The organism is Myxococcus sp. CA056 (assembly GCF_013336715.1).
GTDB lineage: Bacteria > Myxococcota > Myxococcia > Myxococcales > Myxococcaceae > Myxococcus > Myxococcus llanfairpwllgwyngyllgogerychwyrndrobwllllantysiliogogogochensis.
Window position 1 is genome coordinate 1,444,899 of sequence record NZ_JABUMT010000001.1, and the last position, 23,712, is coordinate 1,468,610.

20 protein-coding genes are annotated in these 23,712 nt (G+C 70.3%); 12 read left to right on the forward strand and 8 right to left on the reverse strand.

Annotated elements, in window-relative coordinates:
* Window positions 1-11: 11 nt before the first annotated feature.
* The gene (locus HUA76_RS05965; RefSeq protein ID WP_254613992.1) at window positions 12-1,700 is read right to left on the reverse strand and encodes a DUF885 domain-containing protein; all 1,689 of its coding nucleotides are present in this window, start codon (window positions 1,698-1,700) and stop codon (window positions 12-14) included.
* 337 nt (window positions 1,701-2,037) lie between these two features.
* Between HUA76_RS05965 and HUA76_RS05970 the strand changes: the two genes are divergently transcribed.
* The 9 genes from HUA76_RS05970 (at window position 2,038) to HUA76_RS06010 (ending at window position 14,443) form a co-directional block, all read left to right on the forward strand.
* The gene (locus HUA76_RS05970; protein ID WP_174460228.1) at window positions 2,038-3,642 is read left to right on the forward strand and encodes a hypothetical protein; all 1,605 of its coding nucleotides are present in this window, start codon (window positions 2,038-2,040) and stop codon (window positions 3,640-3,642) included.
* A gap of 348 nt (window positions 3,643-3,990) precedes the next feature.
* Window positions 3,991-6,711: an AsmA family protein gene (locus HUA76_RS05975; protein WP_174460229.1), complete on the forward strand. Its 2,721-nt coding sequence runs from the start codon at window positions 3,991-3,993 to the stop codon at window positions 6,709-6,711.
* A gap of 164 nt (window positions 6,712-6,875) precedes the next feature.
* A complete protein-coding gene (locus HUA76_RS05980) occupies window positions 6,876-7,451 on the forward strand; it encodes a hypothetical protein (RefSeq protein ID WP_174460230.1) in 576 nt (191 codons plus the stop codon).
* Window positions 7,452-7,610: 159 nt separating this feature from the next.
* Window positions 7,611-8,882 (forward strand): FAD/NAD(P)-binding oxidoreductase, encoded by a 1,272-nt coding sequence (locus HUA76_RS05985; protein WP_174455930.1) that lies wholly within the window; start codon window positions 7,611-7,613, stop codon window positions 8,880-8,882.
* Between the two features lie 46 nt (window positions 8,883-8,928).
* Window positions 8,929-10,227 carry a sigma-54-dependent Fis family transcriptional regulator gene (locus HUA76_RS05990; protein WP_174460231.1) on the forward strand — a complete coding sequence of 433 codons (1,299 nt, stop codon included), beginning with the start codon at window positions 8,929-8,931 and terminating at the stop codon, window positions 10,225-10,227.
* A gap of 169 nt (window positions 10,228-10,396) precedes the next feature.
* Window positions 10,397-11,104 (forward strand): MBL fold metallo-hydrolase, encoded by a 708-nt coding sequence (locus HUA76_RS05995; RefSeq protein ID WP_174455932.1) that lies wholly within the window; start codon window positions 10,397-10,399, stop codon window positions 11,102-11,104.
* 132 nt (window positions 11,105-11,236) lie between these two features.
* Window positions 11,237-11,830: a rhodanese-like domain-containing protein gene (locus tag HUA76_RS06000; RefSeq protein ID WP_174460232.1), complete on the forward strand. Its 594-nt coding sequence runs from the start codon at window positions 11,237-11,239 to the stop codon at window positions 11,828-11,830.
* Window positions 11,827-12,720: a sulfite exporter TauE/SafE family protein gene (locus HUA76_RS06005; RefSeq protein WP_174460233.1), complete on the forward strand. Its 894-nt coding sequence runs from the start codon at window positions 11,827-11,829 to the stop codon at window positions 12,718-12,720. The genes HUA76_RS06000 and HUA76_RS06005 overlap by 4 nt, the downstream gene beginning before the upstream one ends.
* Window positions 12,721-12,787: 67 nt before the next feature.
* Window positions 12,788-14,443, forward strand: a complete 1,656-nt coding sequence (locus HUA76_RS06010) for a formate--tetrahydrofolate ligase (RefSeq protein WP_174460234.1) — start codon at window positions 12,788-12,790, stop codon at window positions 14,441-14,443.
* 57 nt (window positions 14,444-14,500) lie between these two features.
* On the opposite strand, the gene HUA76_RS06015 is transcribed toward HUA76_RS06010, so the two are convergent.
* The 5 genes from HUA76_RS06015 to HUA76_RS06035 form a co-directional block, all read right to left on the reverse strand.
* Window positions 14,501-15,661: a methyl-accepting chemotaxis protein gene (locus HUA76_RS06015; RefSeq protein WP_371745647.1), complete on the reverse strand. Its 1,161-nt coding sequence runs from the start codon at window positions 15,659-15,661 to the stop codon at window positions 14,501-14,503.
* A 297-nt stretch (window positions 15,662-15,958) separates the two neighbouring features.
* A complete protein-coding gene (locus HUA76_RS06020) occupies window positions 15,959-17,035 on the reverse strand; it encodes a saccharopine dehydrogenase NADP-binding domain-containing protein (protein ID WP_174460235.1) in 1,077 nt (358 codons plus the stop codon).
* 95 nt (window positions 17,036-17,130) lie between these two features.
* Window positions 17,131-17,625 (reverse strand): PTS sugar transporter subunit IIA, encoded by a 495-nt coding sequence (locus tag HUA76_RS06025; RefSeq protein WP_141641705.1) that lies wholly within the window; start codon window positions 17,623-17,625, stop codon window positions 17,131-17,133.
* Window positions 17,626-17,964: 339 nt separating this feature from the next.
* Window positions 17,965-18,459 carry a PTS sugar transporter subunit IIA gene (locus tag HUA76_RS06030; RefSeq protein ID WP_174455938.1) on the reverse strand — a complete coding sequence of 165 codons (495 nt, stop codon included), beginning with the start codon at window positions 18,457-18,459 and terminating at the stop codon, window positions 17,965-17,967.
* Window positions 18,460-18,541: 82 nt separating this feature from the next.
* On the reverse strand, window positions 18,542-18,898 hold the full coding sequence (locus tag HUA76_RS06035) for a hypothetical protein (protein WP_174460236.1): 357 nt from the start codon (window positions 18,896-18,898) through the stop codon (window positions 18,542-18,544).
* Window positions 18,899-19,136: 238 nt separating this feature from the next.
* On the opposite strand from HUA76_RS06035, the gene HUA76_RS06040 reads away from it, so the two are divergent.
* Window positions 19,137-20,030 (forward strand): YncE family protein, encoded by an 894-nt coding sequence (locus tag HUA76_RS06040; protein ID WP_174460237.1) that lies wholly within the window; start codon window positions 19,137-19,139, stop codon window positions 20,028-20,030.
* The gene (locus HUA76_RS06045; RefSeq protein WP_174460238.1) at window positions 20,030-21,214 is read left to right on the forward strand and encodes a hypothetical protein; all 1,185 of its coding nucleotides are present in this window, start codon (window positions 20,030-20,032) and stop codon (window positions 21,212-21,214) included. Before HUA76_RS06040 ends, HUA76_RS06045 begins: the two co-directional genes overlap by 1 nt.
* Here HUA76_RS06045 and HUA76_RS06050 read toward each other — a convergent pair.
* The gene (locus HUA76_RS06050; protein ID WP_174460239.1) at window positions 21,211-21,576 is read right to left on the reverse strand and encodes a hypothetical protein; all 366 of its coding nucleotides are present in this window, start codon (window positions 21,574-21,576) and stop codon (window positions 21,211-21,213) included. The genes HUA76_RS06045 and HUA76_RS06050 overlap by 4 nt on opposite strands.
* Window positions 21,577-21,734: 158 nt before the next feature.
* A complete protein-coding gene (locus HUA76_RS06055; RefSeq protein WP_174455943.1) occupies window positions 21,735-22,100 on the reverse strand; it encodes a hypothetical protein in 366 nt (121 codons plus the stop codon).
* 242 nt (window positions 22,101-22,342) lie between these two features.
* Here HUA76_RS06055 and HUA76_RS06060 point away from each other — a divergent pair, with 242 nt between their 5' ends.
* On the forward strand, window positions 22,343-23,695 hold the full coding sequence (locus HUA76_RS06060) for a sigma-54 dependent transcriptional regulator (protein WP_141641731.1): 1,353 nt from the start codon (window positions 22,343-22,345) through the stop codon (window positions 23,693-23,695).
* Window positions 23,696-23,712 lie beyond the last annotated feature (17 nt).

Sequence of the window (23,712 nt, forward strand, 5' to 3'; positions counted from 1 at the left end):
GCGCGGGGTGCTCACTCCAGCGACGGTGACTCGTCGTTGGGGATGAGCACCTTGCGCGCGAGCGACACGGGCAGGCCCAGTTGCAGGAAGCGGTCGTGGAAGTCCTTCAGGACGAACTTCTTCCCGCTCGCCTCCAGGTGCTTCCGGTAGTCCTCGCGCAGCTTCAGAATCTGCATGCGGCCGGCCGCGTAGTACAGGTACGTGGGGTTGGACGTGCCGCGCTCCACCTCGCGCATCGCGGGGAAGGGCTCGAAGTACGCAATCTCCGCGTAGCGCTTCGCCACCACGTCCACCGGCTCGTTGTACACGTGCAGCGCCAGCGCCGCGTACCACCGCGCGTGCCGCTGGAGCGCGCGCCGCAACTGGCCCAGGCGCACCGACGGGTCACCCTGCCCCAGGCCCTCGTCCACCATCATCTGCTCGGCGTAGTGGGCCCAGCCCTCCACCACGGAGGCGGGGGTGAAGACCTTGCGCACGTCCGTGGGAATCTTGGACCCGTAGAGCAGCTGCACGAAGTGGCCCGGCATGGCCTCATGCACGGTGATGCCCAACAGGCCCGCGCGGTTGAAGTACGTCAGGTGCTGCGACTTCTCCTCGGTGGACCACTCCGCCTCCACGTTGGTGATGTTGTAGTACGCCTCCTTGGCCTTGCTCTCGAAGGGGCCCGGCGTGTCCATGGACGCGAAGCCCAGCCGCTCGTACGGCGGCGTCTCGCGCACGGACGGCAGCGCGTCCGAGGGCAGCGTGAGGATGTCCTTCTCGCGCACGAAGCGCTGCAACTCCACCAGCTGGGTGCGCGCCAGGGGAATCAGCTCCTCGGAGGTGGGGTGGTCCTTCACCAGGACCGCCATCACCTGCTCCGGCGTCTTCGATGGGTCCACCTTCGCCGTCTCGCGCGCCACCCACGCCTTGTACTCACGGATGGCCCGCTCGTTGATGTCGCGCAGCTGGTCCGCGCTCAGCGAGATGTGCTCCTCCAGCGCCAGCTTCTTCTCGAACAACTCGCGGCCCAGCCGGAAGTCGCCGTTGGCCTGGGGCAGCAGCTCCTCCTCCAGCCACTCGGTGAAGCCCTCCATCTGCCGCAGGGCGTCCGCGCGCGCGGCGTGGAAGGCCTCGCGCTCCGCCGGAGGCACCTTGTCCAGGCCCTGGGCCTCCAGGGCGCGCGGCAGGTCCAAGCGCAGGTACACCTGCGTGCCGCGCGCATCGCGGATGGCCTGCTCCGCCCACAGCCGGGGCACACCCGTGAGGTTCGCCTTCGCCGCCTCCAGGACTTGAGGGATGCGCGCCATGCGCGAGCGCATGTCCCGCATCCGCTCGTTCAGCGGCGCGAAGTCTCGCGAGGACAAACTCGACAGCCCCCCGGAGACGAGGCCCACGTAGGCGCCGGGGTTCTTCTCCCAGATGCGCTCCTCCTCCAGCTCCAGCAGCTCCGCGCGAATGGCGTTCTGCAGCACCACGCCGTCGACGGCGTCGTCACCGGAGAGCGCGGAGCAGTTCACCTGCTCCAGCCGGGTGAGCCAGCCGCGCAGCGCCTCCGCCTTGCGTTGCAGCGCTTCCTTGGAGACGTCCTGCAGGTGCGCGTCGTGCGCGTGGAAGCCCAGCCGCGTCGCGCGCACGGGGTTGGCCGCGGAGAACCAGTCCAGATACTCGCGGATGAAGTGCGAGTAGGAAGCGGTGGCGGCGCGAGAGGGCGTTGGCAAGGAGGAGGAGGACTCCGACCCGTCCTTCGAGCGCGACGCGCACGCGGAGAGACTGGCCAGCAAAATGACTGCGACACGAATGCGCATGAGGGCTCTCTTCAAGGATGACGGGCCGAAGTCTCGGCACTCGTGTGGGCAAGGGGTAGGCGGAAACAAGCGCGCTCGCAAGACGCCGTCGTGCGCTCAACCCGTCGGGTCGCCCCGGAGGACACCCTTGACGTGCGCTGACTCACCGTTGCGCGAACGCCCCCGTGGGTCCGTCCTGAGTCGGACGCTCATGACGCGCGCGCAACGCCTGCTTGCTCACCGATGACGACGTGACGCAGGCTGGGACGACATGACTCCGCGCGCCTGTGTCCTGTGGTCCCTGGTGTGGCTGTCCAGTGCGTGTGCCTCGCGTGGGCACCTCCCGAGCACCCCACCTCCTCCAGCGGAGTACGGAACTCCGCACCCCTTCCTCCTCCAGGCCGCCGCGCCCGATGGCCGGTGGCTGCTCGCGTGTCAGGCGCGCGAGGACACCAACAAGGATGGAACCATCGCGGTCAAGGTGGGCAGCCATGGAGATCTCGGCGGTGACGAGGCGCGGCTGTATCTCTTCCGGGAGCCAGGAGCGGGCCTCGCCGTCGACGACGTGCTCGCCGTGGACTCCCTGGCACGACACATCGTCCTGGTGCGCGAGGGCGCGCTCCGACTCCTCGACACCGTGACGGGCACGGAGCAGGTGCTCGCGACCTGGACCACCGACGACGTGGGCACGAACGCGTCCCAGCCGCCCGTGCGCGCCAGCTTCTCGCGCGACGGCCAGCGCCTGCTCTATCTGAAGACCGAGGCTGGGAAGAAGGTCGCGGTGCTGCGGGACGTCGCGCGTGGCGAGGAGCGCGTGCTGGACGCGGGCCCGGGGTTGCTCGGACAGGCGAGGCTGCATGAGAACGGACTCTGGGCCGTCTTCGACGTGGTGGCGCAGGACACCGACGAGGACGGCACGCTGACCTGGCCTCATCAACAGACGTCCCTCGCTCCGGCGCGATGCCGGGGACCGGTCAGCTCCGCCTCCCAGGGCGAGCGGAAGGGCGACAGTCCCGTGCGCCGCTTCCTGCGCGTGGACGGCGGCACGCTCGTCGAGGGCAGGGACATCCTCCAGCCGCTGGGTGACGGCCTGCTTCGCACCCTGCCGCATGGCGCCATCGCCTTCGAGGACGCGCGGGGCAACCAGCAGACGTGGGTGCCCGAGAGCTGCCGGGCCCGGCTGTACGCCGTGGACGAGCCCCGTCGACTGCTCGTCGTCGGCTGCAAGACGAGGGACCCGTTGGGGACGATGCTGGAGCTGCACGGCCCCGAGCTGCACCTGTCCCTGGAGCGCGAGGTGTCTCCGTACGCACCGGTGAGGAGGTCCTCCAACGAAGAGCGTCCTCGACTGCTGCCCACCTTCGTCCTCACCAGCAAGGACACCGAGCGCACCTATGCCGTCTTCATCCTGGACATGGAGCGCCACACGCTCGTGCCTCCTCCCATCCCCGCCAGCACCTGGGTTCATGCACAGGGTTCCCATGCGCTGCTGCGGGAGGACCCCACGGGAGACGGCGGAGAGCGTGGGAGGCCTCGACTGTGGCTGTGGAACGCGGACACCGGCGAGAAGCGTCTGGTCGGCGAGGCCAGTGGAGACTTCCAGGAGAGGGCGGGAGAGCGAGTGCTCTACATGGGATGGCTGATGGACCTGGGCACCGGCCAGGTGCTGGGTCCCGTCACCGAAGCGCCCCTGGCCATCGACACGCGGGGCGGAGCGCTGCGCTACACGCATGCCGCCCCCGCATGGGCCGACCCCAAGCCCGAGAAGACCGTGCCCCTGGGCCCCGTGAAGTGGGAGCCCGCGGTGAATCCCTCCGTGAAACCCACGAGCCCACCCGGGAATACCTCCGCCGCTCCCTCTCCGAGCGGCCCCTGAGCCGCGCGTTTTCCGGGGGTTGATAGCGACCACGGAGGTGAAGGCCCCTTCCCTCTCGCCTGCTCCGTGCGCACATGGAGCGTGTTGGGTGGCTGGAGGCGCCAGAGGGCCGGCTGGCGCCTCCGTTTCTCGCCCCTGGGACGGCCGGACGACCCCACCGCGCGGGTCGCGTGCATTTCCACGCCCCTCGCCCGTCCCGGGATGCGATGAGGTCTTCCGCCGCATGCAGGGGGGTTCTTGCGCCTGACGCGTGCGGCAAGGTCCTGGCTGGGCTAAGCGTCTCACCGCGGTCCTGGCCCCGCGCCGGGCCGAGCCCCGGGGCCCGCTCGCTGGAGGAGGTACCAAGCAATGTCTGACGTCGTGAAGAAGAAGCGCCGCTGGCCCTACGTGCTCGGAGGAGTCTTCGCGCTCCTCGTCGTCGTCGTGCTCGGGGTCCTCTGGCGGCTCGACGCCATCCTGCTGAAGACAGCGCGCGAGCAGGCCGCCACGTATTCGCAGAAGCTGGGTCGCCCGATTGAAATCGGGGACATCTCCACCCAGCTCTTCCCCACCGTGGGCGTGGAGGTGGAGAACGTCTCCATCGGCGCCGCCGAGGGTGAGGAGCTGCCCCTCGCGCAGATGGCCTCGCTGGACATCAGCGTCGCGGCCGGCCCCCTGTTGTCCTCGCGAGGCAAGGACATCCAGGTGAAGAACGCCGAGCTGTCCGGCCTCACCGTCAACGTGGTGCGGCTGGCCGACGGCACCACCAACGTGCAGCGCCTGCTGCAGCGGTTGGAGGAGCAGACCCCGAAGGAGGAAGAGAAGCCGTCCGAGGACGAGTCGCGGCCCACGGACCTCTCCGGCGTCCATGTCGAGCGCGCCGCGCTCACCGACGGCACCATCCGCTTCGTGGACCGCTCGGGGGGACAGGCCGCGCGGGAGCTGGCGGTGAAGGATTTGGACATCGAGGTGAAGGACCTGCGCGCCGGCAAGCCGCTGGTGGTGGACCTGGCCGCCGCGGTGCTCGCGGACAAGCAGAACCTCCAACTGTCGCTGCACGCCGCGCCGCTGCCGCCCACGCTGATTCCCACGCCGGAGCGCGTGACGCTCAAGGCGCAGAAAATCGACCTGTCTCCGCTGGGTCCCTTCCTGCCTCCCGACGTGGGCCTCCAGGCCGGCACGGTGGACGCGGACTGGAAGGCGGAGCTGGGCGGCGCGGTGCCCGGTGGCAAGGGCCCCACGCGGCTCGTGGGTGTCATCTCCGCGCTGGGCCTGCGCTTCGCGGGCTCCGAGGGTGGCAAGGCGCTGGACGTGGTGCTCGACACGGACGTCGCGGGTGACATCGCCACGGGTGACTTGTCGCTCGACAAGCTGAAGCTGGACCTGGGCCCCGCGAACATCACCGGCAAGGGCCAGGTGAAGGGCCTGCTGTCGGAGAAGCCGTCGGTGCAGGGCTTCGAGCTGGTGGGCCGCAACCTGGACCCCGCCGTGCTCGCCGAGTACTACCCGCCGCTGAAGAAGCAGCTGAACGGCATGATTGCCGGCCCCATCGGCCTGGAGGTGCGCGGCAGCGGCACGCAGGACGCGCAGGCCATCAACGTGGACGTGGACCTGACGCCGGTGCGCCTGCGCGTGCCGGCGCAGCTCACGAAGAACGCGGGCGGCGCCATGAAGCTCACCGCGCGCGTGGCGGGGGCGGCGGCCAGCGGCGGTGCGCTGAAGTTCGACGCGAACGCGGACCTGTCTGGCGTGGACCTGCGGCCCGGCCTGCTGGTGGACAAGTCGCCCGGCCAGCGGATGGACTTCGCCGTCGCCGGCACCTACGCGCCCGGCAAGGGCGGCGCCGGCATGAAGGTGGAGGTGCCGAAGATGACCGCGCACGTCCTGGAGGACACGGTGACGGGCAGCGCGTCCTTCGCGCTCGCGGGTCAGGGCAAGAAGCAGACGACGACGTTCTCCGCGGATGTGAAGGCGAACAAGCTGGACGCGGACGCGCTGTTGTTCGACGAGAAGGAGCTGGCGGCGCGCAACGGCGGCACGGTGCCGGCGCCGGAGTCAGCGGAGCTTCCTCCCGAGGACCCGGCGCGCTTCAACGGCTACCGGGGTGACATCCGCTTCGCGGTGGGAGCGCTGCGCTACAGCGAGATGGACCTGAGCAACGTGACGGGCGTCATCAAGATGACGGACGACCTCATCTCCGTGGAGAAGTTCTCCTCGGGCGTCTTCGGCGGCAAGGTGGCGGCGGACGGGACGACGATTCGTCTGGGCCCCGCCGCCGCGCAGCGGCCCTTCGAGGCGAAGGTGAAGGTGGACGGCGTGCAGGTGGCGCAGGCGCTGGCCCAGGCCACGCCGCAGAAGGTGATGACGGGGACGTTCAACGGGAACGTGGACGTGAAGGGCATCGGCTACACGCCGGAGAAGCTCAAGGAGACGCTGCTGGGCGGCATCAGCGGCAACATCCTGGGCGGCACGCTGCTGGGCAAGGACCTGGTGGCGTCCGTCTCCGAGCCGCTCGCCAAGGCCCTGCCCTTCGCCTCCAAGGCGCTCAAGAGCGGCGAGGTGACGTCGCTGAGTGAGAACCTGCCCTTCGGCGTTCAAATCAAGAACGGCGTCGCGCAGTTGTCCAAGCCCATCACCTGGACGCGGCCGGAAGCCGCGATGAGCTTCGACGGTGGCATCAAGCTTGACGGCACGCTGGACCTCATCGGCTCGGTGGCGCTGACGCCGTCGACGGTGAAGACGCTGACCCTGGGCAAGGTGACGCCGCCTTCGGATATCCCCGTGGGCCTGAAGCTGACGGGTCCGGCGTGGAAGCCCGAAGTGACGGGCGTGGACGTGAAGCCGGCGGTGACGACGCTCGCGAAGCTCGCGGCCTCGTCGCTCGCGGGCAACCTCATTGGCGGCAAGCGCGGCGAGCAGGTGCAGCAGGTCATCGAAGGCGGCGAGGAGAAGCTGCGCGCCGACGCCGAGGCCAAGCGCAAGGAGCTGGAGGCCAAGGCCGCCGAGGAGAAGTCGCGGCTGGAGGCCGAGGCGAAGAAGCGCGCCGAGGATGAGGCGAAGAAGCGCCTGCGCGGCATCTTCGGCAAGTAGTCCCGTCGCGTGCGGGCCAGGGAGCTTCCCTGGCTCGCGTCCGGGATTGCCTGTCTGGTTGTACGTTGGTCCGATGACAGTGTTTGCAATGAGCCCGGCCTGAAGCCGGGCCGTTGTCTCAAGTGTCGGGCCTGGAGACGCTCCCTGTCAGCAAGGGAGGTCTCATGTCTGGTTTCTCGTCGAAGTCGTGGGTCATTCTCGTGGCGGTGGGGCTCGCGGGATGTGGCGCGCCGGAGTCGTCGCCCGCGGTACCGGAAGAGGTGGGCCAGTCGGAGCAGCGGTTGCTGGCGCTCGTCACCTGTCCCGTTGGAGCCACCCACGTCACGTATTCGCCGCCGCTGCGGACCCAGCCTCAGGACGTCGTCTTCACGTCCACGGGGCAGGCGAGCAATTGCTACTCCCTGCTGGGCTCCAGCGTGACGTCCGCGACGTCGTTTGTCTCATTCCTCATGAAGGGCTACTCCTGCACGGACCTGCTCGACATCAGCTCTGGAACCACGCTGCTCACCTGGAACACCGGTGAGAGTTCGACGGTGCGGCAGACGCAGACCACCACGGCCGTCAATGGCAACGCCATCGTCGTCACGCAGACCGGAACGGTCCTCTCCGGCAAGTTCGTGGGAGCGACCTTCGTGCGCACCGTCACCCTGCTCGCGACCGACCTCGCCGCTTGTGACTCTCCCGAGGGACTCACGAGCATCTCCGGACCGATGACCATCACCCTCCTCGGACTGCTCTGAGCCACATCCCCGGGCCCCTGTTACATGAAACGGCCTGAAACGATGTGAAACAGCTCTCGTCCCCGAGCGACACCCGTGTCACCCTCGGGGACGATGGTGGCACGCGCCCTGCTAAGGCCCCCTGTCGACGTCCCACGTCAGACAGGAAGCGAGCGCGCGATGAACCCGAGCGAGGACTGCGGCTGCACGGACCCGGCGACCACGCCCATGCCCCACGTGGCTCCGGTAAGCGAGCGCCACCGAATCCTCATCATCGGCGGAGGCACGGCCGGCATCTGCGTGGCGGCGCGCCTGGCTCGGCTGGGTCAGAAGGGCGTCGCGATTCTGGAGCCCTCCGAGCGGCACTACTACCAGCCGCTCTGGACGCTGGTGGGCGCGGGTGAAGCGCGCATCGAGGACACCGTGCGCGACGAGGCCGACTTCATCCCCCGGGGCGTGAAGTGGCTGAAGGACGCCGCCGAGGAGGTCGACCCCGTCCGCCGTGAAGTGCGCACCCGGGGCGGGCTGCGCGTGGGCTACGACTTCCTCGTCGTCGCGCCCGGCATCCAGCTCGACTGGGACAAGGTGGCAGGCCTTCGCGACGCGCTGGAGACCGAACACGTCAGCAGCAACTACGACGTGAAGCTCGCCCCCAAGACGTGGCGCATGCTCCAGCGCTTCCAGGGAGGCACCGCCCTCTTCACCCACCCGGCCACACCGGTGAAGTGCGCGGGCGCGCCGCAGAAAATCATGTACCTGGCCGCCGACCACTTCCGCCGCACGGGAGTGATGGAGCGCTCGGAGGTGGTGTTCGGCTCGGGCGCCAAAACCATCTTCGGCGTGCAGCCCTATGCCCGCGTGCTGGAAGACGTGGTGAAGCGCTACGGCATCCACACCCACTTCGAACACAACCTGGTCGCGGTGGACGGCGCCCGCCGCGAGGCCACCTTCGAGACGACGCGGGACGGACAGAAGAACCGCGTCACCCTTCGCTACGACCTGCTCCACGTCACCCCGCCCCAGAGCGCGCCGGACTTCATCAAGAACAGCCCGCTGTCATCGCGCGACGGCGCGTGTGTCGGCTGGGTGCGCGCGGACAAGCACACGCTCCAGCACCCGGGCTTCCCCAACGTCTTCGCGCTCGGAGACGCCTCCGACCTGCCCACCAGCCGCACGGGCGCGGCCATCCGCAAGCAGGCGCCCGTGCTCGTCGAGAACCTCCGGGCCGTCATGGCCGGCCGCATCCCCACCGCGCGGTATGACGGCTACGCGTCCTGTCCCCTCACCACGGGCTACGGCAAGCTGCTGCTGGCCGAGTTCGACTACGACGGCAAGCCCACGCCCAGCTTCCCCCTCATCGACACGCTCCAGGAGCGGCGGGACATGTGGCTGATGAAGAAGTACGGCCTGCCCCAGTTGTACTGGAAGTTGATGATGCGCGGCCGGGCCTGAGCCGGGCCAGGTGCGAGCCGCCGCGCACCGGGCTATGCAGCGACAGATGCCCACGTCCCGAACTCCGCGCTCGTCCCAGCTCGCCCTGTCCGCGCTCGATGCACTCGCGGGCGCCGTGCTGCTCGTGGATGCGAGTCGGCGCGTGGTGGGCCTGACCTCCGCGCTGGAGGCGCAGCTCGGCGCCCCGGTGCGCGAGGGGACTTTGCTCTCGGAGGTACTCATCCCGCAGGGCGGCGTCGAGCGACTGGAGGCCGTGCTCACCACGGGGCGGGAGACGACGGCGCGGCTGCGCGCGGGGGCGGAGACACAGGCGGTGCGCGTGCGCGCGGTGGCCCTGGAGAAAGAGGGCTGGGCGCTCACCGTCACCCGGGAGCCCACCGCGCGAAGCGCCGAGGGCGTCGAGGTGTTCCACGGCCTGTGGACCCAGGACGCCGAGCTGCGACGGGTCTTCCGCATCGTCGAGAAGGTGGCGCGCGCGGAGTCGAGCGTGCTGGTGCGCGGCGAGTCGGGCACGGGCAAGGAGAACATCGCCCACGCGCTGCATGCGCTGTCCGCGCGTGGCAAGGGGCCCTTCCGCGCCATCAACTGCGCGGCGCTGCCGCCGAACCTGCTGGAGAGCGAGCTGTTCGGCCACGTGCGCGGGGCCTTCACCGGCGCGGTGCGCGACAGTCCGGGACACTTCCGGCTGGCCCACGGGGGCTCGCTGTTCCTGGACGAAGTGGCGGAGCTGCCGCTGGACCTCCAGGCGAAGATGTTGCGCGTGCTGGAGACGCGCACCGTCATCCCCGTGGGAGGCCGGGAGCCGGTGCCGGTGGACGTGCGCATCATCGCCGCCACGCACCGGGCCCTGCGACGTGAGGTGGAGGCGGGCCGCTTCCGCGCGGACCTGATGTACCGCCTGCGCGTGGTGCCCATCTTCCTGCCCACGCTCCGGGAGCGCCGCGGGGACATCCTCCCGCTCGCCCTGCGCTTCCTGGGCGAGCTGCACCAGCGCGGGACGCGGCGCGTGGAGCGAATCGCCCCGGGCGCGCGCCGACTGCTGGAGGCCCACACCTGGCCCGGCAACGTGCGCGAGCTGCGCAACGTCATGGAGTACGCCTACGTCATCGGCGAGGGCGCGGTGCTGCGCGAGGTGGACCTGCCCCCGGAGTTCTCCGAAGGGAGGACTGCTTCATCCCCCGGTGTCGCCCTCTCGCCGACGACAGGTGTCCTGCTCGACGAACAGAAGGTGCGAGCGGCCCTGACCCGAGCAGGCGGCAACCGCTCCGAGGCCGCACGCCTGCTCGGCGTCAGTCGCGTGACACTGTGGCGCCGCCTGCGCGCCCTGGGCGAAGCCGGGCACTGAACCTGTTCCACTGGGGCGACAACTGTTTCACCAGGGTGTTTCAGATGTTTCCCCGGGGACGGCGGCCCCTCCGAAATGGACCCGGGCCCTGCTCGGAGAAGGGGCACTGGCACGGCACTCGCAATATCGTCGGGGGCGCATGGCGGTCATCTCTTCAGGGAAACGGGCGATGCTCTTCCGACAGCTCTTCGACGCGGAGTCCTCGACCTATACGTACCTGCTGGCGGACCCGGCGACGCGAGAGGCCGTGCTCATCGACCCGGTGCTGGAGCAGGTGGAGCGTGACCTGCGGCTGCTGACGGAGCTCGGGCTGAAGCTGACGGTGGTGATGGAGACCCACGTCCACGCGGACCACATCACCTCGGCGGGACTCCTGCGCGCGCGCACGGGTGCCCAGGTGATGGCCTCCGCCCGAGGGGCGCCCTGTGTGGACCGACAACTGGTGCATGGGGACCAGGTGCGCGTGGGCGGGTTGGAGCTGCGCGTGCTGGAGACCCCCGGGCACACGGATGACAGCCTCAGCTTCCTGTGTGACGGGCGGCTCTTCACGGGCGACGCGCTGCTCGTTCGCGGCACGGGCCGCACCGACTTCCAGAACGGCGACTCGGGGCAGCTCTACGACTCCATCACCCGCGAGCTCTTCACGCTGCCCGATGCGACGGAGCTGTATCCCGGCCACGACTACGCGGGCTTCACCGCGTCCTCCGTGGGCGAGGAGAAGCGACACAATCCGCGACTGGCGGGCAAGTCTCGCGAGGACTTCATCACCTTCATGAACGAGCGGCGGATTCCACCCCCGCGCAAGCTGGACGTGGCCGTCCCCGCCAACCGCGCCTGCGGTCTGGACCCCGAGCCCCTGTCACCGTCCTCCGCATGACGTGACGTGCCCTCGGGCACGGGCGTCCGCGCCGTCATCCCAGAACCCTGGTGTCCGACCCCGAGAAACGGGACGGCACCCTATTGCCCGCGTCCTTCCCTCATTGGGAGGACGAGAGAAGGAGTCACCGTCTTGAGTCACCTCTTCGACAGCGCCCATCCCCAGCCCGCCGGATACCGCGACGTGGACGTACGACAGCTCGCGGCGGAGCGCCCCTCGGGGCTGCACCTGGTCGACGTGCGCGAGCCGTCCGAGCTGGATGGGATTCTGGGACACCTCGATGGCGTGCGTGCGGCACCGCTGGCCACGGTGCGCGAGGCGGCGGCCTTGTGGCCCAGGGACACGGAGGTGCTGCTCATCTGTCGCTCGGGAGCACGGTCGGCGCGGGCCGCCACGCAGTTGGTGGAGCTGGGCTTCACGCGGGTGATGAACCTGCGCGGGGGAATGCTCGCGTGGAACACGGAGGCGCTGCCCGTGGTGCGGCTGCCCTCCAGTGCGACGCCGACCCTGGCGGAGGTCCGCGACACCTTGCGAGCCCGGCTCCCCGGTGTCTCCGACGTGGAGGCGCTGCCCCGAGAGCCTTCGCGCGCGGAGCTTGGCGCCGTGCTGGACGCGCTCCAGGCCACGACTCCCTCGGGGCTGGTGGACACCGCGAGCTTCGAGCGGACGCTGCGCGAGGTCCGGGACCTGCTCGCCGTCGCGCGGACTGGGGGCGCATCGCGATGATGTTGTACGTGGGCCTCGCGGGCGCGTTGCTCGTGGGCGTGTTGTTGGGGTTGTTGGGTGGCGGCGGTTCCATCCTCACGGTGCCCTTGCTGGTGTACGTGCTGGGTGTGGAGCCCCGCACGGCCATCGCCATGTCGCTGGTGGTGGTGGGGGTCACCAGCGCGAGCGGAGCGCTCTTTCATGCGCGGGCAGGTCGGGTGCGGTGGCGCACGGCCTTCGTGTTCGGCGCGGGCGGGATGGTGGGCGCGTTCCTGGGAGGGAAGCTCAATCCCCTCTTCTCCGCGAGCACGCTGATGTTGTTCTTCGCGGGGGTCATGGTGGCCGCGGCCATCGCCATGCTGCTGCGCACGGAGGCCGCGCGGGTGTCCACCGAGGTCACTCCGCGCGCGCCAACCCGCGTGGGGCGGATACTCCTTCAAGGCCTGGGCGTGGGAATCCTGTCCGGCCTCGTGGGCGCGGGCGGAGGGTTCCTCATCGTCCCCGCGCTCGCGCTGGTGGGCCTGTCCACGCCGATGGCCACCGCCACCTCGCTGGTGGTCATCGCGCTCCAGTGCGCCGCGGGCCTGGTGGGACATCTGGGTCATGTGGAATTGCCGTGGAAGCTCACGGGCGAGGTCCTCGCGGTGGCACTGGCGGGGAGCCTGCTTGGAGGAAAGCTCGCGGGACATGTGGCGCCGGGCTCGCTGCGCAAGGGCTTCGCGGTCTTCGTGCTCGCCACGGCCACCTTCTTGCTATGGGCCCAGCTTCCCCTCGGACTGCGCGCGCGGCTGGGACAGGGGCTGGCCAGCGCGGGCGCCTGGCCCTGGGTGGCGGTGGCCACGGGCGTGGGCCTCCCCATTGTCCTGTGGCGGCTGCGTGTCGTCCGACAACGCGCGACAAGAGGACACTGACCACAGGCGCGCGTCCCGTACACTTCCCCCGTTGACCCGTGACGCCGCCGCATCGAGAGTCCTCGGCATGAAGCTGAGACCCATCGCAGAAGTGGGCGCCGAGCTGGGCCTGGCTCCCGACGACGTGCATCCCTGGGGAACGAATCGCGCCAAGGTGTCACTCGACGCGCTCGGCAAGCAGGGCGACCGGCAGGGACGGCTCGTGCTCGTCTCCGCCATCAACCCCACGCCTCCTGGCGAGGGGAAGACCACCATGTCCGTGGCCCTGGCCATGGGCCTGCGCCGTCGCGGACGCAAGGCCGTCGCCGCGCTGCGAGAGCCGTCCCTCGGTCCCGTCTTCGGCGTGAAGGGCGGAGGCACCGGCGGCGGACAGTCCAGCCTGGAGCCCGCGGCGGACATCAACCTGCACTTCACCGGTGACCTGCACGCGATTACCAGCGCCAACAACCTGCTCGCCGCGCTGGTCGACAACGCCGTGTATTACGGCCAGCCCGTGGCCATCGACTCCACGCGGGTGCGGTGGCGGCGCGCGATGGACATGAACGACCGGTTCCTGCGCAACGTCATCATCGGCCTGGGCGGCAAGGCTCACGGCGTCCCGCGAGAGGCCGCGTTCGACATCACCGCCGCCAGCGAGGTGATGGCCATCCTCGCGCTGTCGGAGAACCTCAAGGATTTGGAGGAGCGGCTGGGCCGCGTCGTGGTGGGCCACTCGCCGGACGGCAAGCCCGTGCGCGCGCGCGATGTGGACGCGGCGGCGGCCATGGTGGCGGTGCTGAAGGACGCGCTGATGCCCAACCTGGTGCAGACGCGCGAGGGCGGCCCCGCGCTGGTGCACGCCGGCCCCTTCGGCAACATCGCCCACGGCTGCAGCTCCGTGGTGGGTACGCGGATGGGCCTGGCCTACGCGGACGAGGTCGTGACGGAGGCGGGCTTCGGGTTCGATTTGGGCGCGGAGAAGTTCCTCGACATCAAGTGCCGCAACACCGGCCTGTGGCCTCGGGGCGTCGTACTGGTGGTGACGCTGCGCGCGCTGAAGTACCACGGAGGAGCACCGCTCGCGCGCGTGGCCGAGCCGGACAGCGCCGCCCTGGCGCGTGGCTTCGCGCATCTGGAGAAGCACCTGGAATCGGTGCGCGCCTTCGGCCTGCCGGCCGTGCTGTGCGTCAACCGCTTCCCGCAGGACACGGAGTCGGAGCTCGACGAACTGCGCGCCTTCGGCAAGGAGCGCGGCGTGGAGATGGCCGTGTGCGAGGGCTTCACGCGCGGCGGCGAGGGCGCGCTGGAGCTGGCGGACCGGGTTCTCGCGATGCTGGACGCGACGGATGAGGCGCCGCCCGCTCCGCGCTTCCTCTACGAGTTGAAGCAGTCCCCCGAGGAGAAGGTCCGCGCCATTGCCCGCACGGTGTACGGCGCGGAGGACGTGGCCTTCACGGCGTCGGCGCGCAAGGATTTGGAGATGGTGCGCGAGCTGGGAGGCTCGGAGCTGCCGGTGTGCATGGCGAAGACGCACCTGTCGCTGTCGGATGACGCGACGAAGCAGGGCCGGCCGCGCGGCTTCACGCTCACGGTGCGCGAGGTGCGCCTGTCCGCGGGCGCGGGCTTCATGGTGGCGCTCACGGGCGACATCCTCACCATGCCGGGCCTGCCTCGCGAGCCGGCGGCGAAGCGCATCACCGTCCACGACGACGGCCGCATCACCGGGTTGATGCAGGGCGAGTAGCCGTCGCCCGGTGCATCGACGAGCACGGGCGGCCCGGACATCGGGCCGCTCTCGCGCTCACACGCGGAACGACGTGGACAACTCCTGGAGCCGGCCGAGCGTGGCGTTGATCTGCGTCACCGCTTCCTCGGCCGTCATGGTGGAGGTCACCACGTCCGCCATCATCGAGGACAGTTGCGTCATCACCTCGGTCATCTGCGCGATGCCCGCGTTCTGCTGGGTGACGGAAGCGACAATCTGGCGCGCCGCCTGACTGCTCTCCTGCACCACCGTGGTGATTTCCTTCAGCGAGTCGGCCGAGGCCAGCACCTGCTCGATGTTCTCCTCCATCTTCTCGCTGTCGCCCTCCGCGATGGAGGTCGTCTGGCGGATGGCCTGATTGATTTCGAGCAGAATCTTGCCGATGCGCTGCGTGCTCTGGAGGGACTGGCCGCTGAGCGCGCGCATCTCCCGCGCCACCACCGCGAAGCCCCGGCCCTCCTCGCCCGCGCGCGCGGCTTCAATCGCCGCGTTGAGCGCCAGCACGTTGGACTGGTCCGCCAGGTCCTTCACGCTGCTGATGATTTCCCCGGCGTGCACGGCCTGGTCGCTCAGGTGCGCGATGCTGCCCACCAGCGTGCCCACCCGCTGACGAATCTGCTGCATGCCCTCCGCGCTCTGCTCAATCGACTGCTGGCCGGACGAACTGAACGCGTCCGCCTGCGCCGCCACCTTCAGCACCATCTCCGCGCGGCTGGCCGCCATGCTGGAGGTCTGCGCGATTTCGGCGATGGTGGTGCTCGCCTCGGTGAGGCTGCGGGACTGGTTGGTGAGGAAGTTCACCTGGTCCTGGCTCGCCTGCGTCAGTTGCGCGGCCGCCGAGGACAGCTCCATCACCACGGACCGCAGCGTGGCGGGCACCTCGCGCAGCCGGTTGACCATCACCTGGAGGCTGCGGCCCAGGTCCCCCACTTCGTCCTGCCCGGCCGTGTCGATGGGCTGCGTCAAATCCCCCTCTTGGGCGATTTTCTGCGCCACCGCCGACAGCCGCGCCATGGGCACCGCCACTTCCCGGTGCAGCCAGAAGGACAGCGCCACCATCAGCGCCAGACACACCAGCGACAGCGCCCCCACCAGCCACGAGGCCCCGCCCGCCAGCACCACCGTGAAGATGACCGCCAGGAACACCGCGGCGACAGCCGGAGACAGCATCACTTTCTGCTTCAGCTTCAAACGCACCGAGCCCCCTCCCTCTCCGCGACCACGGAGCCCTCCGGCGTCATGCCGCCGTCCCACCCGGCCAGGCTCCGGCAGTTGAAGCGCGGCTCCCTGGGGAGCCTGCTGCGCCAGCTCATGTCGCCATCCTTCCGAGGGGCCCCGAGGACCCCCTGAAGCTCGGACGGACCGGTGATCCGCCGAAGCGCAGGATAGCCAACTGAACACTTGCTGCTAAGCCTCCCCCCGAAGGTCATCCCACAGTGTCACCCGAGGGGTTTCCACCAGTCTGGGTGGAAATAGACCCCCGCACTGGAAGGATCATTCCAGGGAGTCGAGGCGGCGGCAGCCGTCGACGCGGAGGACGAAGTCGGCGCCGAAGGCACCGGCGGGGGTGAGGGCGCCGGGAGAGGGCTGGGCGAGCAGCTCTTCCACGGCGTGGATGGAGGCGCGGGCGGTGAAGGCGTAGCCCTCTGGCACTTCCAGCCAGGCCTGGGCGGAGCGGCCATCCGGGGCGCGGGCCTGGGCCCAGACCTGGGAGCGGCTGGACAGGCGCATGTCGGCGTCGGGGCCCTTCACGCGGGACTCGACGAGCTTCATCAATCCGTCGCGCACGAGGCCGACCTTCAGGACCTGGCTGAGCACGGGATAGGTCCACCGCAGGGCGCGAGCGGAGGACGAGGGGAAGGCCATGTACGTGGTGATGTTGGGGATGCCGGTGGTGCGGTACGCGGTGGAGAGGTCGCCCCAGGGGATGGGCATCACGGTGCGCTCGCGGTCGATGAAGCGCTGGCGGCGGGCGCCCTGGCCCATGGGGAAGGGTTGGAGGACGCCGTCGCGGCGGACCTTGCCGCCCTCGGGGAGTTGGAGGAGGGCGGACTTGGTGGTGCCGGCGCTGGCCTGGGAGCCGGCGGAGATGGCGATGTCGAGCTCGGTGGCGCCGGGGACCTGTTCGGCGACGTAGCGGGCGAGGCAGTCGGTGGGGACGACGTCGAAGCCGACGCCGGACATCAGCGAGACGCCGCGCTCCCTGGCTTCGGCGTCATGGCGGAAGGAGCCCTCGAAGACGGGAATCTCGCCGGTGATGTCCAGGTAGTGGGTGCGCGAGGCGAGGCAGGCCTGGCGCATGGGCTCGCTGGTGTGGACGAAGGGGCCGGCGGCGTGGAGCACCAGGGGCAGGCCCTCCATCGCGGCGGCGAGCTGGCGTGCGTCGTCCAGCGCGGCGGGACGGACCTCCAGGCCGAGCGCGTCGGCCAGCGGGGCCAGCTTCTCGCGGGAGCGGCCGGACAGCACGGGCCGGTGGCCCCGACGCACGGCCTCCTCGGCGATGAGGCGGCCGGTGTAGCCAGAGGCGCCATACAGCAACCAGCGGGGGGTCGAGCTCGAAGTCGTCGTCACGGCCGGCGACGCTACCAGGAGCACCGGGCGCGGGATGGCCCGGGTTCGGACTGTGCTCGCTATCTGTCAGCGACCGTGCGCAAGCCGCCCTGCCCTCACCGGGCCAATGCGACTTCGGACCGGTGATTCACGTGCGCGTCCTCGACGCAGACGAGCAGCGCGCGCAGGGCCGAGGGTGACGGCGCCGTCAGGAGTGCCTCGCGCAGCCGCGCGTTGCGCAACAGCGCGCCGATGCGCGCGAGCACGTTGAGATGCAGGCCCGCCGTGTCCGGCGGCGACACCATGCCCACGAAGACGTGCACGCGCCCTCCGTCGGCCTCGCCGAAGTCCACGCCCTGGGAATGGACTCCCACGCAGGTGACGATGCGCGACACGCCGGCGAGCCGACAATGCGGCACCGCCACGCCCCCCACCATCGCCGTCGAACCCAGCTGCTCACGCGCCAGCAGATGCGCCGCCAACTCCTTCGGCGACACCCGCGCCCGAGCCGACATCAGCCCCGCCAGCTCGTGCACCACCCCCACCCGCTCGCGCGCCTCCAACGACAGGCGGACAGCTTCTACGTCCAGGAAATCAGTCCACCTCAGCATGCCTCACCTCCTCGGGCGCCCGGCTGCCTCCCGAGTCGGCGCAGAGATGTGTCCACCGCCGCGATTCCGCATCCCTCCGCTGTCTTTCTTCGAGCCCACTACACACTTCTCTCCGGTTTTTCGGGCTCAGTCGTTTCGACCCCGCCCCTCTCGGCTTCTCAACCTCGTCGAAGGCGAGCCCACGGACCGTCGCGTCATCGAGCGAGAACGTCGAGCGCCCCAGGACACGCCCTCCGGAGCGGCCCGGTCCACGCCTCGTCGCCCTTGGACCGGCTCCGCCAGATGCTCCGTGCCCGACATCCGCCTCGCCCTCCAGGGCGGCCCATCCGCGCACGGCACTCAGCGAGAGAGAGACATCTCGTTGCGAAGCGGCAGGCACGCCTCCTCCGCGCGAACGAGCAGCGCGCGCATCACTCCAGCCGACGGCGCGGCCATCAACTCCGCGCGCAATTCGGGGTCATGCAGCAGCGTCGCGATGCGCGAGAGCACATTGAGATGCAGCCCCGCCGTGTCCGGCGGCGACACCATGCCCACGTAGATGCGCACCAGCCCATCCTCGGGCGCGCCGAACGCCAGCCCACCCCGGTGGATGCCCAGACAGGTGACGATGCGCTCCACGCCGGCATGGCGACAGTGCGGCACCGCCACGCCTCCCTCCATGACCGTCGACCCCAGCTGCTCTCGCGCCAGCAGGTGCACCGCGAGCTCTCGCTGCGACACCCCGGCCCGGGCCGACATCAGCCCCGCCAGCTCGTGCAACACCGCCCCCCTGTCTCTCGCCACGAGCGACGGGCGGATGGCCTCCACGTCCAGGAACTCGGTCCACCTCAACATGCCTTCCTCCCAGGGCGGCACATCACCACCCGCACGGCGGAGCACCGAGGCTCCGCCACGAACTCGCCCGACTCGAGGACCCTCAAACCGCCGCCGCCACACGCTCGCGCCCGGACAGGACGATGCACGCGGCCAGCACCCGCGCCGTGAAGGCATCCCGCTCGTCGTCGTCGAACGCCCGTGCGAGCAGCTCGGGGTCGTCATCCAGGAACAGCGTGGAGCCCAGCCGGTCATACACGTGCTCCAGCAGGCCTCGGCAGCACGAGCACCGCCGAGCACCATCCAATGCATGTTCCGCACGCACTCGCGCCTCCACCAGTCGCTCCACGCCGAGCACACGCACCGCCTTGAGCGGCGCCTCACCAGGCGACGGACCGACCTCCCGCGTGGCCCGCGAGTGGAACAACGACAGTGACTTCACGAATCGGGGCAGCCGCATGGGTCCTCCGTGCCGGGCCTTCATGGCCCGCGCACGCCCCTCCCCATCGCATCCGCCGTGCCGACCGCGCTCGCGCCAGACGCTCGGAATCCGGAGCCTTTTTCCAGGGGCTCGCGTCGGCACCTTGCAGACCGCAACCTGGAGCCCCGCGCGGCACGGCACGTTGCGACGCTCCCGCGTGTCCCAAGCCGCGCACGCTCGCCTGCCCACCGACCCGGTGTGGCAGCATGCGCGCCCCATGAAGCCCCTCTCCTCCGCACTCCTCTTCTGCGCGCTGCTCTGCGCCTGTGACGACTCCGACCCGGGCTCCCCGGACTCGGGCACCCAGGTGGAGCGCGGCCCTCGCGCGATTCCTCTCGAAGGCGACCCCAACGGCCTGTTCTGGGACGCCGCCACGCAGACGCTCTACATCGCCGACGACCAGAACCACCGGCTCCTCAAGTACCGCGATGGAGAAGGCGTCTCGGTGGCGGCCACGCTTCCGGACGCGCCCGCCAACAGCCCCAACCTGGGCGAGGTCGTCCGGCTCCAGGACGGCACCCTCGTCACCGTGCGCTTCGGATTCGGCAACGCGGGCGCGGTGTTGTTCGTGCGCCCGGATGGCACCCCGGGCACCGTGCCGGGACTCCCCGTCAACCGCCGCCGCATCGGCCTCACGGTGACGAAGGACGGGCGACTGCTCGACAGCTACTTCGTGCGCAACAACAACGTGAACGTGGGCTCGGTGGCGCACGTCACGCTGGAGGGCACCGAGACGGAGCTGGTGGGCGCGCTCCAGAAGCCCGTGGGTGTGCTGGCCGTGGAAGACACGCTCTACATCGCCGACCAGATCGCCGGGAAGGTGTACCGCTCCCCGCTGTCCAACCCGTCGTCGCTCACGACGCTCGCCACCATCGCCGAGCCGGACCTGCTGGCCCTCGGGCCTGGGGGCTCGCTGCTCACCGGCACGCGCCAGGGCTCGGTGCTGCGCATCTCCACCACGGACGGCTCGACGTCCGCGCTGGCCACGGGCTTCCAGCAGGTGCGCGGGCTCGCGTACGACGCCGCCAACCGCCGGCTCTTCGCCGCGGACCACGACGACGACGAGACCAACGGCACCACGCACTTCCTCCAAATCATCCCGGTCGACTGATGCGACACACTCCGTGGTTTTTGCTCTGGGCCCTGGCCTCCGCGCCGGCGCTCGCGGACGAGGCGTGGCTGAAGCCGACGCTCGTGGGGGAGCTGGACTACCGCCAGCACGCCTCGGACGTGGAGGGCTTCGACGGCTTCACCCTCGCGCGCCTGCGGCTGGGCGCGGAGGCCCGTCCCCTCCCCTGGCTGGTGGCGCGCGGCGTGGCGGAGTGGGCCCAGGAGAAGCCCGCCCTCATCGACGCCTTCGTCGCGGTGACGGTGCTGCGCGACGTGCGCCTGTCGCTCGGCTACACGAAGACGCCGCTGTTCCCCAGCGCGCACGACGAGAACCTGCAGGCCCGCGCCATCCCCGAACTGTCGGGCCTGGCGCAGTCCTTCTGGCCCCGGAGAGACCTGGGACTCGAGGCTCGGTGGTCGCCGATGAACCTGCCCGTGGAGACCTGGGTGCGCGTGGGCAACGGCTCACGCAGCCCCCTGGGCAATGACAACCAACTGCCCGCGCTGGATGCCCGGGTCGATGGTCGGTGGGGTCGCTCGGCGGGCGTGCCAGAGTCCTTCTGGGGCGTGCGCGTGGGCGCGGGGGCGCATGTGGAGAGCGCCTATGACCGCGCGGGCATCGGCGGCATCGGCCCGCAGGGCTTCGTCTACTACCGGCCGCCTCCCGTGAGTGGGACGCGCACCGTGACGGAGGCGCACGCGCGCCTGGACGTGGGGCCGGTGCGAGTGGCCGCGGAGGCCGCCGCCGCATGGGAGCGGCGCTCGCGCGACACGGATGGAAACCCGGAGACGCCGCGCGAGGCCCTGCCCGAACTCAAGAGCCAGGGCGCCTCGCTGGAGGTGTCCTGGGTGGCCTGGGGCACGCCTCGCGACGACGGACCTTCCTGGCCCCGAGCGAACGAGGACTCCGCCCAGGCACTCCAGGCGCTGCGCGAGGGGCATCTCCCCCTGGGTGCGCTGGAAGTGGCCGCGCGCGTCGAGCGACTGTGGCTGGGCCGTGGTGCCTCCGACGTGCAATCCGGTGGCGGGACGAGCGGCGCCCTCGCCGTGCGCTGGTGGACCACGTCCTTCCTGGGGGTCGGCGTCGCGGGATACGTCCAGCGCTACGACACGGCGCCGCTCGAGGAGCCGGACCGACGCACCTCCTGGCTGGTGCTGGCGCGCACGACGGTGAACTTCAACTAGCGCAGCGCGCGGCCGTGGAGCCGGGCCTGCTCCTGACAGGTGCCCTGGCACTCGGGGAAGAGCAACAGGAAGCGGGCCTGCTCACGGCAGCGCGGCACCAACCCCGTGTGCATGGGGGTCGAGCAGAGGCGCTGGAAGCCCGCCCACGCATCGTCGAACACGGCGGCGCGCGCGTCGGGCTCCAGGGACAGCACCGCGCGGCGCTCCGAGGCCAACCAGCCGACCATGGCCGCCAGGGCCCCTCCCAGCGCGAGCACCCACAGCAGGTCCTTCCACCACGGACGCGCCAGGGTGATGGGCTCGCGCTCGACAGCGGAGTCAGGGGAGGACGACACGACGGACAGGTGCGGATTGGGACGCATGACGGCGACTCCAGGGGCAAGCCCCGTGCCGCGCGGCGTCGTCGGTCCTCCGAGGGGCCGTGTCCCTCGAAGTCCCGTGGCCGTTGCATTCGGCAAGCGTGCGCGTGGGAGGCCGTGCATCGCGCAAGGCCTCCACCGTCGAGTCCGCGACGGAGTGCTCAGCGCACGGCGTTGCGCAGCACGGGGGCGAGCTCCTGGCGGCAGGCCTCGTCACACTCCGGGAAGCGCTGGATGAACTCCGCCTGCTTCTGGCAGCGCCGGAGGAGGCGGGGGCCGGCGTCGCCCAGGCACATGAGGTCGAAGCTGTCGCGCGTCTCCTCGAAGAGGGCCTCGCGCTGGGCGGGGGACATGGCGTTGATGGCGCGGTTCTCTCCGCCCTGGAGATAGGCCCACACGCCGGCGAGCACCAACAGCACGATGCCCAGTGTCACTCCCTGGCGGACGCGCTTCTCGTTGCGGGTGGGGGGCCTGTCTCGGGTGAAGATGTTGTCGTCGCCACCCTCGTTGTTCCCATTCAAACCCATAGGCCCCTGTTCCACCGCAATCCGGGGACCAACGCCAGCATTGGTTGCTGGGGGTGTGTTGCAGCCTGCACGAAAGGGCGGGGCCCGGGTTGCGAACCGCACGGCGGGAGCGAGTCGGGCGCCGTGGAAGTCCCCGTGAGGACTCACGTCGTGCAGGTCGCACGGCCGGGCTCGGGCGATGCAATTAGAATCCACGCATGGATGCACGGCTGGAGCAGGCCCCCGTTTCCGGGGAGCGCCCGATGCGGGTGCTGGTGGTGGATGACGAGCGCAACATCCGGCACACCTTGAGGGTGTGTCTGGAGGGGTTCGGCTGCGAGGTGCGGGAGGCGGCCACTCCGGAGGCGGCGCTGGCCGCGCTCGCCCAGGGGCCGGCCGACCTGGCCTTCGTCGACCTGCGGCTGGGCACCTCGAGCGGATTGGATTTGCTGCCCCGGTTGCTCGCCGAGTCACCCAACCTGGACGTGGTGCTCATCACCGCGTACGCGACGTTCGACACGGCGGTGGAGGCTGTGCGGAGGGGCGCGCGCGACTACCTGCCCAAGCCCTTCACGCCGGCGCAGATTCGGCATGTGCTGGACCGCTCGCGCGAGCACCGGGCGCTGTCGTCGCAGTTGGAGAGCCTGGAGGGGCAGCTGGCGCAGGCGGTGCCGGAAGCGACGCTGGAGACGACGTCGCCGGTGATGCATGCGGCGATTGGACTGGTCTCCCGCGCGGCGACGTCCGACGCGGCGGTGCTGCTGCGGGGAGAGAGCGGCACGGGCAAGGGCGTGCTCGCGAGGGCGCTGCATTCGATGAGTGCCCGGCGGCGGCGGCCCTTCGTCACGGTGAACTGTCCGACGCTGTCGGAGCAACTCCTGGCGAGTGAGTTGTTCGGCCACGTGCGCGGGGCATTCACGGGGGCGGTGAAGGACCAGCCGGGGCGGGTGGAGCAGGCGGAAGGGGGCACGCTGTTCCTGGATGAAATCGCGGAGATGAGCCCCGCGCTCCAGGCGCAGTTGTTGCGGTTCCTCCAGGAGAAGCAGTTCGAGCGACTGGGCGAGGGCCGCACGCGCAAGGCGGACGTTCGCGTGGTGGCGGCGACGAATCGCGACTTGGAGAAGGACGTAGCGGAGGGACGGTTCCGCGAGGACCTGCTCTACCGGCTCAACGTCATCGAGGTGAAGCTGCCATCGCTGCGGGAGCGGCCGGAGGACCTGTTGCCGCTGGCGAGGCGGTTCGTGGCGTTCTTCGCGAAGGCGGCGCAGCGGCCGACGACGCCGGAGTTGTCGCCCGCGACGGAGAAGATGCTGCTGGCGTATCCGTGGCCGGGCAACGTGCGCGAGCTGCGCAACGCGGTGGAGCGAGCGCTCATCGTATGGCCGGCGGGTGTGCTGGAGCCGCAGGCGTTTCCGGAGCGAATCGCCGCGGCGGCGGGTTCGGTGGTGACGCTGGGCGGGCCGCACACGTTGGAGGAAGTGGAGCGCGAGCACACCCTGCGCGTGATGACCTCCGCGCCGACGTTGGACGAGGCGGCGAAGGTACTCGGCATCGACGCGTCCACGCTGTGGCGCAAGCGCAAGAAGTACGAATCCGGAGGCAAGGGGGAAGGCTGAGTTCTGCCCGCGCCCTC